Source organism: Nocardia sp. CDC519, from assembly GCF_059509835.1.
On sequence record NZ_CM183377.1, the window covers coordinates 434,573 to 448,099 of the forward strand.

Genomic DNA, 13,527 nt, shown 5'->3' on the forward strand with positions numbered 1-13,527 from the left:
ATCGGAGGCACATCGCACCGCCGAACCCGAACCGCGTGAGCACCCTGCGCTTCACCCGAGCCCTGCGCGGCGGGCGGTGGGATCAGCAGCGACGAACCCCACGCGAGGACACCCCTGCGGCCGAGCACGCGATGAAACACGGCGTGCGGTGCAGCATTCACAGCGCCACCTCCTGCGGGCGGGTGGTGGCCGGCACCTCGATGACGGTGTCGGCACCGCGCCTGCGCACATTGCGCCGCCCATGCTCGGCGGGCCGTGGGATCACCAGCGCCGAACTCCGCGTGAGGACACCACTGCGGCCGGGCGCGCCGCGACGGCCACGGGCGTGCGGTGCAGCACTCACAGCGCCACCTCCTGCGGGCGGGCAGCGGCCGGCACCTCGATGACGGTGTCGGCGATCGCGAGCAGCGGCGGGCGGTGGGCCACGATCACGACCGTGGCACCGGCGCGGGCGCGGGCGGTGAGGGCGGCGAGGACGGTGGCTTCGCTGTCGGCGTCGAGGTGGGCGGTGGGTTCGTCGAGCAGCAGGATCGGGCGGTCGGCGGCCAGCACGCGAGTCAGGGCCATGCGTTGGCGCTGGCCGAGGGACAGGCCGGCCCCGCCGGCGCCGACGCGGGTGTCCCAGCGGTCCGGGAGCTCGTCCAGCACGGCGTCGAAACCGGTCGCCGCGCATGCCGCGTCGAGTTCGCCGAGCACCCGAGCGGATTGCCTGCGCTGCGATTCGGTGATGCGGGCGCCGAGCAGCTCCAGGTTCTCCCGCAGGGTGCCCGGCACCAGCACCGGACGCTGCGGCAGCCACGCCACCCGCGACCACCACTGGGTCGGGTCGAGGTCGGCTATGTCGATTCCATCCACCCGCACCCTGCCGCGATCCGGCGCGATCAATCCGAGAACCGCTTGCAGCACCGTCGATTTCCCGCAGCCATTGGGCCCGGTGAGCACCGAGACCGACCCCGGGTGCAGGACCGCGGACAACCCATCGGGCGCCATGCCGTCTCGCGCGCGGACGGCGAGATCGACCAGTTCGATGCGCCCCGCGCTGCCGGGGTCCGCGCCCGAACCGTGTTCGGCGATCTCCTCGAAGCCGCGGCGACCGGTATCTCGGCGGCGAGCGGCATCATCGACCGTCCCGCCGGCATCGCCGATCCCACGGTCGGCCCGCTGCTCGTCGCCGCGGCAGGCGCCTACGCCGGGGCGCTCCAGATGCGAGCTCCCCGACCCGCCGGCCTCCGCGCTGCGATCCACCCCGGCGGGAACCCGCCGTACCTCCGCGTCGACGTCTTCCGACCCCACCGCGACATCCGGCGGGTCGAGCACCGCGAAAGCCTTGTCCGCCGCGGCCATTCCGTCCTGCGCCGCGTGGAATCGTTCGCCAACGGTGCGCAGCGGCAGGTACACCTCCGGCGCCAGCACCAGTGCGACGACGCCCGCGTACAAACTCATCTCACCGAAGACCAGCCGCAGCCCGATGGAGACGGCGATCAGCGCGACCGACAGCGTCGCCAGCATTTCCAGCACCATCGACGACAGGAACGCGATGCGCAGCGCGGACATGGTGCGGTGCCGGAGGGCATCGCCGAGCTCCTGCACACGGCCGGCCATGGTGCGCGGCTGTCCGTCCGGCGGCAGCTTCGCAGCGGGATCGGTGTCACCACCACGCGAGCTCTCGCGCCCCAGCGCACGCAGCGTCGGCATACCCGCGAACAGATCGAGCAGCTGATCCGACAGCCGCGTGGTCGCGTCGAGCGTGGCGCGGGCACGGCCCTCGGTGAGCAGGCCGATCAGGATCATGAAGATCGGGATCAGCGGCAGCGTGATCACCACGATGATGCCGGAGGTCAGATCATGGGCCGCGATGACGATCCACACCACCGGCGGCACCAGCACCGCGAGCAGCAGCGCGGGCAGGTACCCGACCAGGTAGCCGCGCAGCCCGGACAGTCCGGTGCCGACCACCACTGCCAATTCGGTTCGGCGCGATTCCAGTTCGCGCGGCGGCAACTGCGCCCCCGCCGCCAGTACCGACTGTTCCAGTTCGGCGACCACCGAGGCGCCCGCCCGGTGCGCGATCCTGGCCTGCCACCAGGTGGCCAGCACACGGCCTGCGATGGCCAGCGCGAGCACGATCAACTCGGCGCTCCACCTGCCGATCTCGCGGGCGCCGGGATCGGTGATCACTCCGGCGAGCACCCGACCGATCATCACCGCGGCCACCACGATGGCGATGGTCGTCAGCACCGAGAGCCCGACGCTCAACGCCAGGTAGCGCCGCGCCGAACGCGCATACCGCCACAGACGGGGGTCGACGGGCGGGCGGCGGGCCATGACCTACTCCTCGACGACGGGACGGCGCGACAAACCGATACCGGGCGGGATCTGCTCAACGGTAATCCGCTTGCGGAACACCCAGTAGGTCCAGCCCTGGTAGATCAGCACCACCGGCGTCACGATGACGGCCGCCCAGCTCATCACCTTCAGCGTGTACGGCGTGGACGAGGCGTTGTCGACGTTCAGGCTGAACGCGGGGTCGATGGTCGAGGGCAGCACGTCCGGGAACAGCGAGCCGAACAGCAGCGCCGAGGCGGCCACGATCACCAGGGCAGTGCCGGTGAAGGCCCAGCCGTCGCGCTCGGCGAAGTGCGCGGCGGCGGCGACGACCAGTCCGAGCACCGCGAGGCCGAGCGGGATCCAAGTCCAGTCGGCGCCATAGGCGAGCTGGGTCCACAGCCCGAACCCGCCGACCACCAGCGCGGTGGGAGCCAGCAGCAGCCTGCCGGTGCGCATGGCGTCCGCGCGCACCTCACCGCCGGTTTTCAGGCTCAGGAACACCGCGCCGTGCAAGGCGAACAGCAGGCCGGTGGTGAGGGCGCCGAGCAGCGCGTACGGGCTGAGCAGATCCAGCAGCGATCCGGTCATCTGGTGGTCGGCGTCGAGCGGGACGCCGCGCACGATATTGGCGAAGACCCAGCCCCAGGCCAGCGCGGGCACCCAGGAACCGATGCCGATACCGAGGTCGCAACGCGCCCGCCAGACCGGATCGTCGATCTTGCCGCGGTATTCGATGGCGCAGATCCGCAGGATCAACGCGACCAGCAGCAACAGCAGCGGGAAGTAGAACCCGGAGAACAGGCTGGCGTACCACTCGGGGAACGCCGCGAACATCGCGCCGCCCGCGGTGATCAGCCACACCTCGTTGCCGTCCCAGACCGGGCCGATGGTGTTGAGCACCACGCGCCGACGCGTATCGGAGCCACGCCCGAGCACGGGCATCAGCATGCCGACGCCGAAGTCGAAGCCCTCCAGCACGAAGTAGCCGGTGAACAGCACGCCGATCAGAACGAACCAGAACTCTTGCAGATCCATCGTCGGCTCCTAGTAGGCGAACGAAAGCTGTTCGACGGCAGGTTCTTCGGTGCGTGGTTTCGCACCGGGCGCCCCGGTATCGTCCGGCCCCTTCGCGGGCGCGGGCGCGGCGGCTTTGTCCGGTCCCTCGATGACGTAGCGGCGCATCAGGTAGAACCACACCACCGCCAGCAGGCCGTACACGATCGTGAAGGTGATCAGCGAGACCCACACCGTGGTCGCGGAGTGGTTCGACACCCCGTCCTGCACCAGCAGTCGCAGGTTCGGGTCGCCGGTCGGGTTCGGCACCACCACCCAGGGCTGACGGCCCATCTCGGTGAACACCCAGCCCGCGCTGTTGGCCAGGAACGGGGTGGGGATGGCCAGCAGGCTCAGCCAGGAGAACCAGCGTTGGTCGGGCACCCGGCCGCGGCGCATCACCCAGAGCCCGGCGATGGCGAGCAGGGCCGAGCCGCCGGCCAGGCCGATCATGGCGCGGAAGGACCAGTAGGTGACGAACAGGTTGGGCCGGTAATCGCCGACGCCGTACTTCTCGTTGTAGGCCTGTTGCAGGTCGACGACGCCGTCGAGGGTGACACCGGTGAACTTGCCCTCGGCCAGCCACGGCAGCACGTACGGCACCTCGATGACATGGGTGACGCTGTCGCAGTTGTTGTGTGTGCCGACGGTCAGCACCGAGAAATCGGGGTTGGTCGCGGTGTGGCACAACGATTCCGCCGAGGCCATCTTCATCGGCTGCTGCTCGAACATCAGCTTGCCCTGGACGTCGCCGGTGTAGATCAGCGCGACTCCGGACAGCGCGATCACCACCAGCGAGGCCCGCGCGGCCGGCCGCCACATGGTCCTGGCCTCGGTGAGCTTCTGCTCGTCGCCGCTGCGCGCGTTGCGCACCATCCACCAGCCCGCGATACCGGCGACGAAGGTGGCCGCGGTCAGGAACGATCCCGCGACGACGTGCGGAAACGCCGCCAGCGCAGTGTTATTGGTGAGCAGTTCGACAATGCTGGTCAGCTCCGCGCGCCCGGTCTCCGGGTTGTAGCGGGCGCCCACGGGATGCTGCATGAACGAGTTGGCGGCGATGATGAAGTACGCCGAGGCGTTCACGCCGATGGCCACCATCCAAATGGTCGCCAGATGCACCAGTTTCGGTAGCCGGGACCAGCCGAAGATCCACAGGCCGATGAACGTCGACTCCATGAAGAAGGCGACCAGGCCCTCCAGCGCCAGCGGTGCGCCGAAGACGTCGCCGACGAACCGGGAGTATTCGCTCCAGTTCATCCCGAACTGGAATTCCTGCACGATGCCGGTGGCGACACCGAGGGCGAAGTTGATCAGGAACAGCTTCCCGAAGAACTTGGTGAGCCGGTACCAGTGTTCCTTGCCGGTGATCACCCACGCGGTCTGCATACCCGCGATGAGCGGGGCGAGTCCGATGGTGAGCGGCACGAACAGGAAGTGGTAGACGGTCGTGATGCCGAACTGCCACCGCGAGACGTCCAAGGCACTCACACTGACCTCCTGGCGATCTACGACGTGTCGTAGTAAGACTACGCGGCAGGTCAGCCCGGTCAACGTGTCGCGCGACACGACACGCCGACCGTCACAGGCCGGTCAGGGCCGGTTTCACCAGTCGGCGATCGAACCCGCCCGCTCGATACCGCGCTCGACCAGCTCGACGATCTCGGCCGCATTGTCCGGCGCCGACATCCGCAGCCCGTCCAGCGAGTTCACCCGCGCGGCCAGCGTGATGCTCGACAGCATCCAGATGGAATCGCAGGTGAGCAGGTCAGCGGTGTAGAGCGATTCGTAGCGGCAGTCATAGCCCGCCTTCTTCGCCTCCGCGTAGAACGCCCGCTGGGTGACCCCGGGCAGAACGCCGTTCTTGGCAGGCGGGGTGATCAACTGCTTGTCCCGCACGATCACCACCGTGGACCGCGGCCCCTCCAGCACCCGGTTCTCGGTACTGGTGAAGATCACATCGTCGGCGCCCATCCGCGCGGCGAAACGCAGCGCCGCCATATTCGTCGCGTAGGACAGGGTTTTCGCGCCGAGTAGCTGCCACGGGGCGGCCTGCGCGAGATCGATCGAGATACCGCGCGACAACGTCACCACCGAGACGCCCTCGGTCCTGGCCTTCGCCACCCGCGCGGGCACCCCGACCACGAGGACATAGGAGGTCGGCACCGGCACCGTTTCCGACAGCTCGCCGGAGGTCACCGCGGCCTTGACGCTGTTCAGGTCGGCATCGCGGCCGCGGGTCAGCACCAGCCGCATCAGCCCCTCCTGCTCGGAGCCCCATTCCTTGGCCGCCGTCTCGACCGCCTCGCGCCAGCGACCGAGTTCGGGCTCCGGTAGGTCGAGAGCCTGCGCCGAGCGGCGCAGCCGCGCGAGATGGAACTCCAGGGCGCACGCATTGCCCTCGCGCACCAGAATCGTTTCGAAAACGCCATCACCACGCAATGCGCCGATATCGTCGGCAAACAACAACGGCGCGTCCGCATCTCGGACCTCACCGTCGAGTGTTACAAGAACTCGATCCACCATGCGATGAAGCGTAGGCCACACAGGCCCGCTACGACGGGCTACGGGCGCACGGTTGTCCCCAGGTGGACAATCCGTCCCTCGACCATGCGCGTCCGGAAGGCTGTCGGAGCTTTCGCCTAGAGTGGGTTGCGTGTCCGTGGTCGCCGCACCCAGCCCTGTCCTCGCTGTTCCGGGAGCCGTCGCGGGAGCGCCGGGAACCCCCGACGCCGCCGTCGCGTGGCATTACGGCGATCCATTCGGCGAACAACGAGCCGCCGCGCAGCAGATGGCGATCGTGGACCGCTCGCATCGATTCGTACTCGCCATCACCGGCGCCGAGCGCCTGAGCTGGTTGCACACCATTTCCAGCCAGCATGTGGCGAATTTGCCCGACGGGCGTTCCGCCGAGAATCTGGACCTCGATCTCAACGGCCGCGTGCAGCACCATTTCGTGCTCACCGACCTCGACGGCACGGTCTGGATCGACACCGAGGCCGAACGCGGCCCCGCGCTGCTCGACTTCCTCACCAAAATGGTCTTCTGGGCCGACGCCAAACCTCGCGAGGCCACCGACCACGCGGTCCTGAGCCTGCTCGGCCCGCAGGTCCAGACCTTGACCGGCGCGCTCGGCATCGAGCGCCTCCCCGAGGTGTACGAGGCCGTGCCGCTGCCCGGCGGCGGGTTCCTGCGCCGCATGCCGTGGCCGACGGCCGACTCCTTCGACCTGGTGATCCCCCGCGAGCGGCTCACCGGCTGGTGGACCACCCTCACCGAGGCGGGCGCCGCGCCGGCCGGCATGTGGGCCTTCGAGGCGCTGCGGGTGACGGCCCTGCGCCCACGGATCGGGATCGACACCGACGACCGCACCATCCCGCACGAGGCCCGCTGGATCGGCGGCGTCACCGAACACGGCGCCGTGCATCTGGACAAGGGCTGCTATCGCGGCCAGGAGACCGTCGCCCGGGTGCACAACCTCGGCAAGCCGCCACGTCAGCTGGTGCTGCTGCATCTGGACGGCTCGGCCGACGAGCGCCCGGCCGCAGGCGACGCGGTGACCGCGGGCGGACGCTCCGTCGGCCGCATCGGCACGGTCGTCGACCATTACGAATACGGCCCGATCGCGCTCGCGCTGATCAAACGGGCGGTGCCGGTCGACGCGAAGCTCGAGGCAGGCCCCACGGCCGCCGCCATCGACCCGGATTCGGTCGTGGTCGACGACACCCCGCAAGCGGGCCGGGCCGCGGTCGATCGGCTCCGTGGCCGCTGAGCGCAGGCCCGCCGCCACCAGCCCCCGGGGAGAGGAGCTCGTCTATGCGCGCCGGTGACACCGGAGAAGTGCTGGCGGTGTGCGTGCTGCACGCCGAAATCGAGGTGCCGGGCCGGGTGGGCCGCTCCGGCATCGACAAGCGGCCGAAGCCAGGGCGGGTCGGCGTGCGCGCGCTCGGCCTCGACGGCGATCACGTCTGCGACACCGACCACCACGGCGGCCCGCACAAGGCCGTCTACGCCTACGCCGACGAGGACGCGCACCGGTGGGCCACCGAACTCGATCGGGACCTCCCCGCGGGCTGGTTCGGCGAGAATCTGCGCATCCGCGGCCTGCCGATCAGCGACGCCGTCATCGGTGCGCGCCTGGCCATCGGCCCCGGGCCGGTGGGGCCCGGCCACACCCTGCTCGAGGTGAGCGAGCCCCGCGTCCCGTGCGCGACCTTCCAGCACTGGTCCGGCGAACGGCAGTGGGTCAAACGCTTCACCCTGCGCTCGGACACCGGCACCTACTTGAGAGTGCTCACCGAGGGCACGATCAGCGCGGGCGACACCGTGCACGTGGTCCACGTCCCCGAACACGGCATCACCGTGCGCGACGTCTTCACCGGCGCCGACCCGGACAAGCTGGAGCTGCTCCTCGCCGCCGAGCCGACCGTCTCCGACGACGTCCGCATGCAGATCGACCGGCACAACCGCCGCCGCGCGAACGCCGAACGCGCGGCGCAGCGGCGTGACGACGGCGACCATCTGAAGGCAGGAGTGCGAGCGTGAGCATCGAACTGGTCGAGGTGGTGCGTTCCGGATTCCGGGAATGCGTACACCGCGGGTCGGTCGTCGTCATCGGCGCCGACGGCGAACCCAGCTGCGCACTCGGCGAAATCCACCTGCCGATCTTCCCGCGCTCCACCAATAAGCCGATGCAGGCGGTGACCCTGCTGCGCAACGGGTTCGAACCCGTCGACGACGCGGAACTGGCCATCGCCACCGCCTCCCACTTCGGCGAACCCGACCATGTGCAGTTGGTCGAACGGCTGCTGGACCGCTTCGGATTCGACGAGTCGGCCCTCGAATGCCCACCGGATCTGCCCTTGGACGAACGCGCCCGCGCCTCGGTGCTGTGCCACGACCGGCCACCGAGCAAGCTGTTCATGAACTGTTCGGGCAAACACGCAGCGATGCTGGCCACCTGCGCCGTCAACGGCTGGCCGACCACCGGATACCTCGACAGCGCGCACCCGCTGCAACAGGCGGTGCTGTCGACCGTGATCGAGCTGACCGGCGAACCCGAGACCGACCTCGGCATCGACGGGTGCGGGCTGCCGATCATCCCGGTCTCGCTGATCAACCTGGCCCGCGCCTTCGCCGCCATGGCGACGGCCGAACCGGGAACGCCCGAACGCCGGGTCGCCGACGCCATCCGCACCCATCCGCGAGTGATTTCCGGCACCAACGCCCCCGATCTGCTGATCATGAACGCCACCCCCGGCCTGGTGTGCAAGATCGGCGCCGACGGCGTGCACGCGGGCGCGTTGCCGGACGGAACCGCGTTCGCCTACAAGATCGACGACGGCGCCGACCGCGCCCGGATGCCGCTGACGCTGGCGATTCTGCAACGAATGGGCGTCCCGTGGTCGGACGCCCTCGCCGAATTGGCGGCACCGGCGGTACTGGGTGGCGGTGCGCGGGTCGGCGTCATCCGCGCGATCCCCGGCGTGCTGTAGTCAGGCGAGCATCGGGCAAACGGCTTCGGTTCGGCACCTGTTCGACCACTCCTGGAAGCGCGACCGCCGCACACGCGCTAGAGTGTCTGTCAGGAAGAGTATTAATTCGAACGGGGCCGCCACCAATCCCCAGGCCGCCCCGCTGTGACGCGAGGGGGTCAGCCATGGGCCGTGGCCGGGCTAAGGCAAAGCAGACCAAGGTTGCACGCGAGCTGAAGTACAGCTCGCCGTCGACCGACTTCGCGAGCCTTCAGCGCGAGCTGTCGGGTAGCCCCCACTCTCAGCGGAGTGGAGTGCTGTCCGATGAGCACGACGCGGATGATTCGTTGTCCCGCTGGAACAGCGACGACGACGACTACGACGATTGGCGCCGCTGACCAGGTGCGACGTATGAAGGGGGAGGCCGAGGCGCCTCCCCCTTCAGTCGTTGCCATCCGGTCGGCCAGCCAGCCGCCGAGGTTCGCCCGACATCAGGTCTCGACCACTGAGGTCGAGACCTGATCGAGAGCTCGGTTCGATCGCTCGCATCGACTCTCGAGGTACTCGAACAGCATCGGCGCCCGTTGCACCGCACGGGCCGCCCCGATGCCCGCCCGTCCGGACATCGTCCGAGATAGGCGAACTCGCCCCTCGGCGACCCTCCAGCATCCCCTCCGACGCGCAGCGCATCACCCCCTTCGCTCAGCGCATCCCCCTCGCTCAGCGTATCCCTCGCCCCAGCGCATACCACTCGCTCAACCGCGTCCCCCGGCCTAGCCATCCCCCGGCCCAGCCATCCCCCGGCCTAGCGCGTCCCTGAGGAGCGCACCGCGGTGCGCCGCGCGACACCGCCGCGAACGCACCACGCGAGGCGGGACATTCCCCGAGCGGAACGCGCCCCACGGACAGCGCACCACCCATGAGCACAACGCGCGCCCCGCCGCACAGCCCAACCTCCGCACTCCACGCGCCCCACCGGATCGCATGCCTCCCCGGCCGGCACCCGCACCGCACAACGAGCCCGACCGGTCAGCCCGACGCACCCCCGTCCAGCGCACCTCCCCGCACCACGCGCCCCACCGGATCGCATGCCTCCCCGGCCGACACCCGCACCGCACAACCAGCCCGACCGATCAGCCCGACGCACCCCCGTCCAGCGCACCTCCCCGCACCACGCGCCCCATCGGACCGCGTGCCACCCCGGCCAGCACTCTCACCGCACAACCAGCCCGACCGATCAGCCCGACGCACCCCGCCACACAGCGCGCCTCCCGCATCACGCGCCCCGCCGCACAGCGCACCTACCCGCACCACGCGCCCCACCGTCCAGCGCACCTCCCTGTACAACGCGCTCCATCGGACCGCGTGCCACCCCGGCCAGCACTCTCACCGCACAACCAGCCCGACCGATCAGCCCGACGCGCCCCGCCACACAGCGCACCTCCCCGCACCACACACCCCGCCCCACAGCGCACCTCCCACACCACACACCCCGCCGCACAGCCCCCTCCGCGCACAACACTCCATCGGACTGCGCACCCGCACGCACACCACGCGCCCGCCCACCGCACAACGTGCCCACCGGGATTTCGCACCTCACTGCACGACGCCCCGCGCGACCTGCACCACCGGACAGTGCGCTTACTCCGCACGCACAGCGCACCGCCCTACGGACGCGCACCCCGGACGCGGCGCATGCGCGGATCGAAGCCGGCACCCTCGCCTGGCCCCCGGAAACGCGTCAGCCGGCCGACCCGTAGGCCGACCGGCTGACGAAGGTTTCGATGCTCAGAAGCGCGGGTGTTCGCCCACCATCACGGCGCGGGGTGCGCCCGCGTCCTTGGCCTTGGTCACCGTGCCGAGCGTCCAGCATTCGATGTGCCGGGCGGTCAGGACCGCCAGTGCCCGGTCGACGTCCTCCGGCGCCACCACGGCCACCATGCCGACGCCCATGTTGAACGTCTTCTCCATCTCCGGGCGCTCCACCCGGCCGCGCTGGGCGATCATCTTGAACACCGGCGCCGGGTTCCAGGTACCGCGGTCGAGCTCGGCGACCAGTCCCGCGGGCAGCACCCGGGCCAGGTTCGCGGCCAGGCCGCCGCCGGTGACGTGCGCGAAGGTGCGCACATCGGTTTCGGCGATCAGGGCCAGACAGTCCTTGGCGTAGATGCGGGTCGGCTCGAGCAGCTCCTCACCGAGGGTGCGGCCGAACTCCTCCACGTGCCCGGTCAGCGACATGCGGTCGATGTCGAGCAGCACCTTGCGGGCCAGGCTGTAGCCGTTGGAATGCAGGCCGGACGAGCCCATCGCGATGACCACGTCGCCCGGGCGCACCCGCTCGGGGCCGAGCACGGCATCGGCCTCGACCACGCCGACGCCGGTGGCGGACAGGTCGTAATCGTCGGGATCCATCAGACCGGGATGTTCGGCCGTCTCACCGCCGAGCAGCGCACACCCGGCGCGCACACAGCCCTCGGCGATACCGGATACCAGTTCGGCGACCCGCTCGGGAACGACCTTGCCGACCGCGATGTAGTCCTGCAGGAACAACGGCTCGGCGCCGCAGACGACCAGATCGTCGACCACCATGGCGACCAGATCCAAGCCGACGGTGTCGTGCTTGTCCATCGCCTGCGCGACGGCGATCTTGGTGCCGACGCCATCGGTGGAGGCCGCGAGCAGCGGCTCCTTGTAGCCGCCCTTCAGCGCGAACAGACCGGCGAAACCGCCGAGGCCACCCTGCACCTCGGGGCGGCTTGCCTTACGAGCCAGCGGTGCGAACAACTCGACTGCGCGGTCGCCGGCTTCGATGTCAACACCGGCCGCGGCATACGAGGCTCCGGCACCACTGGGGGTCTGTTCACTCATTTTCGGTGATTGCTCCAAACCGAATCGGCGGATAATTGCCTGATCACGCTACCGTCGCGCGTCGGCGGGGCGAGTTCAGGGCCTGCTCAACGCGCTGGCGTTGGCGTTCTGGCCCAGCAGCTCGGTCTCGGACTTGCCGGTGAGCATGCCCTCGAGCACGTTCTTGCCGATGGCGACCTCGGTCGGCAGCGGGATCGGGTAATTGCCGTCGAAGCAGGCGCAGCACAACCGCGACCGCGGCTGCTCGGTGGCCGCGATCATGCCCTCGGTGGAGATGTAGCCGAGGCTGTCGGCGCCGATCGAGCGCCGCACGTTCTCCACCATGTCGGCGTAGCTGTCGTCGGAGCCGGCGCCGTTGGCGATGAGCTCGGCGCGCGAGGCGAAATCGATGCCGTAGAAGCACGGCCACTTCACCGGCGGCGAGGCGATGCGCACGTGGATCTCCAGCGCGCCCGCTTCCCGCAGCATCCGGATCAGCGCGCGCTGGGTGTTGCCGCGCACGATCGAATCGTCGACCACGATGAGCCGCTTACCGCGGATCACCTCGCGCAACGGGTTGAGCTTGAGCCGGATACCGAGCTGGCGGATGGTCTGGCTGGGCTGGATGAAGGTGCGGCCCACGTAGGCGTTCTTCATCAGGCCCTGCCCGTAGGGCACACCGGAGCCCTGCGCGTAACCGACCGCGGCGGGGGTGCCGGACTCGGGCACCGGGATCACCAGATCGGCCTCGACCGGATGCTCCTTGGCCAGCCTGCGGCCGATGTCGACGCGGGTGGCGTGCACCGAGCGACCGGAGATGGTGCTGTCCGGGCGGGCGAGGTAGACGTATTCGAAGACGCAGCCCTTGGGCTCGGGAGTGGCGAACCGCAGCGAACGCACGCCGTCGGCGTCGATGGCCAGCAGTTCGCCCGGCTCGATCTCGCGGACGAAGGAGGCGCCGACGATATCGAGCGCGGAGGTCTCACTGGCGACCACCCAGCCGCGATCGAGCCTGCCGAGGCACAGCGGGCGCACACCGTGCGGATCGCGGGCCGCGTAGAGGGTGTGCTCGTCCATGAAGGTCAGGCAGAAGGCGCCCTTCAGGGTGGGCAGCAGCTTCATCGCGGCCTGCTCGATGCTGGAGTCGGCGGCGGCGTGCGCCAGCAGCGCCGTCATCACGTCCGAGTCGGAGGTGGCGGCCACCGGACCGGGGCGGCCACCGCGCGGCATCCCGCCGAGCACACCGAGTTCCCGTGCCCGATCGGCCAATTCGGCGGTGTTCACCAGATTTCCGTTGTGTCCCAAGGCCAATCCGGAACCGACGGCGGTGGTGCGGAAGATCGGCTGCGCGTTCTCCCAGGTGGTGGCGCCGGTGGTGGAGTAGCGGCAATGCCCGACGGCGACATGGCCCGGCATCGCGGCCAGGGTCTGCTCGTCGAACACCTGGCTGACCAGGCCGAGATCCTTGAAGACCAGCACCTGCGAACCGTCGGCTACGGCGATGCCCGCCGCCTCCTGCCCACGGTGCTGCAACGCGTACAGACCGTAATACGTGAGTTTGGCCACGTCTTCGCCGGGCGCCCAGACTCCGAAGACACCACACTCCTCGCGTGGTGGATTCTCGTCCTGATCCGCGGGGGCGGGATTGCTGACAACCGGCAGGTCGGCGTTGGTCACCGTGTGCTCCCTGTTCGGGCGGGCTGGGGGCACCGTCATTCTACGGGTCGAACCGCGCCCCCGATGACAGCCGCCCGCATACGTGCAGTTAATCGGTGCGGCGCAGTGCCCGATATCGGGCTCGTCCGGCTGTTACCGTGCGATCCGT

Annotated in this window: 11 protein-coding genes; 4 read left to right on the top strand and 7 right to left on the bottom strand. The window is 69.7% G+C overall.

Translation table 11 applies throughout. The features are described 5' to 3' along the window. Positions 1 to 157: 157 nt before the first annotated feature. From AC5W7N_RS01765 to AC5W7N_RS01785, 5 genes are all read right to left on the bottom strand, one after another. Positions 158 to 343: a hypothetical protein gene (locus AC5W7N_RS01765; protein ID WP_495923128.1), complete on the bottom strand. Its 186-nt coding sequence runs from the start codon at positions 341 to 343 to the stop codon at positions 158 to 160. Then, positions 340 to 2,325 (bottom strand): ABC transporter ATP-binding protein/permease, encoded by a 1,986-nt coding sequence (locus AC5W7N_RS01770; protein ID WP_194989724.1) that lies wholly within the window; start codon positions 2,323 to 2,325, stop codon positions 340 to 342. Before AC5W7N_RS01770 ends, AC5W7N_RS01765 begins: the two co-directional genes overlap by 4 nt. A gap of 3 nt (positions 2,326 to 2,328) precedes the next feature. Then, positions 2,329 to 3,363 (bottom strand): cytochrome d ubiquinol oxidase subunit II, encoded by a 1,035-nt coding sequence (gene cydB / locus AC5W7N_RS01775; RefSeq protein WP_163817265.1) that lies wholly within the window; start codon positions 3,361 to 3,363, stop codon positions 2,329 to 2,331. A 9-nt stretch (positions 3,364 to 3,372) separates the two neighbouring features. Continuing rightward, the gene (locus AC5W7N_RS01780; protein ID WP_194989723.1) at positions 3,373 to 4,872 is read right to left on the bottom strand and encodes a cytochrome ubiquinol oxidase subunit I; all 1,500 of its coding nucleotides are present in this window, start codon (positions 4,870 to 4,872) and stop codon (positions 3,373 to 3,375) included. 114 nt (positions 4,873 to 4,986) lie between these two features. Then, on the bottom strand, positions 4,987 to 5,907 hold the full coding sequence (locus AC5W7N_RS01785; protein ID WP_163817269.1) for an aminodeoxychorismate lyase: 921 nt from the start codon (positions 5,905 to 5,907) through the stop codon (positions 4,987 to 4,989). A 130-nt stretch (positions 5,908 to 6,037) separates the two neighbouring features. Here AC5W7N_RS01785 and ygfZ point away from each other — a divergent pair, with 130 nt between their 5' ends. The 4 genes from ygfZ to AC5W7N_RS01805 all read left to right on the top strand — a co-directional run bounded on the left by ygfZ (position 6,038) and on the right by AC5W7N_RS01805 (position 9,253). Further along, positions 6,038 to 7,153 carry a CAF17-like 4Fe-4S cluster assembly/insertion protein YgfZ gene (gene ygfZ / locus AC5W7N_RS01790; protein ID WP_194989722.1) on the top strand — a complete coding sequence of 372 codons (1,116 nt, stop codon included), beginning with the start codon at positions 6,038 to 6,040 and terminating at the stop codon, positions 7,151 to 7,153. A 44-nt stretch (positions 7,154 to 7,197) separates the two neighbouring features. Next, positions 7,198 to 7,926 carry an MOSC domain-containing protein gene (locus AC5W7N_RS01795; RefSeq protein WP_194989721.1) on the top strand — a complete coding sequence of 243 codons (729 nt, stop codon included), beginning with the start codon at positions 7,198 to 7,200 and terminating at the stop codon, positions 7,924 to 7,926. Beyond that, the gene (locus AC5W7N_RS01800; RefSeq protein WP_195020561.1) at positions 7,923 to 8,876 is read left to right on the top strand and encodes an asparaginase; all 954 of its coding nucleotides are present in this window, start codon (positions 7,923 to 7,925) and stop codon (positions 8,874 to 8,876) included. The genes AC5W7N_RS01795 and AC5W7N_RS01800 overlap by 4 nt, the downstream gene beginning before the upstream one ends. A 164-nt stretch (positions 8,877 to 9,040) precedes the next feature. Next, positions 9,041 to 9,253 carry a DUF3073 domain-containing protein gene (locus AC5W7N_RS01805; protein ID WP_036532795.1) on the top strand — a complete coding sequence of 71 codons (213 nt, stop codon included), beginning with the start codon at positions 9,041 to 9,043 and terminating at the stop codon, positions 9,251 to 9,253. A gap of 1,390 nt (positions 9,254 to 10,643) precedes the next feature. On the opposite strand, the gene purM is transcribed toward AC5W7N_RS01805, so the two are convergent. Then, entirely contained in the window at positions 10,644 to 11,723 is a 1,080-nt protein-coding gene (purM, locus tag AC5W7N_RS01810; protein ID WP_104362133.1) for a phosphoribosylformylglycinamidine cyclo-ligase, read from the bottom strand. A gap of 75 nt (positions 11,724 to 11,798) precedes the next feature. Next, positions 11,799 to 13,379, bottom strand: coding sequence for an amidophosphoribosyltransferase (gene purF, locus AC5W7N_RS01815; RefSeq protein ID WP_163817737.1), 1,581 nt, complete (start codon positions 13,377 to 13,379; stop codon positions 11,799 to 11,801). Positions 13,380 to 13,527 lie beyond the last annotated feature (148 nt).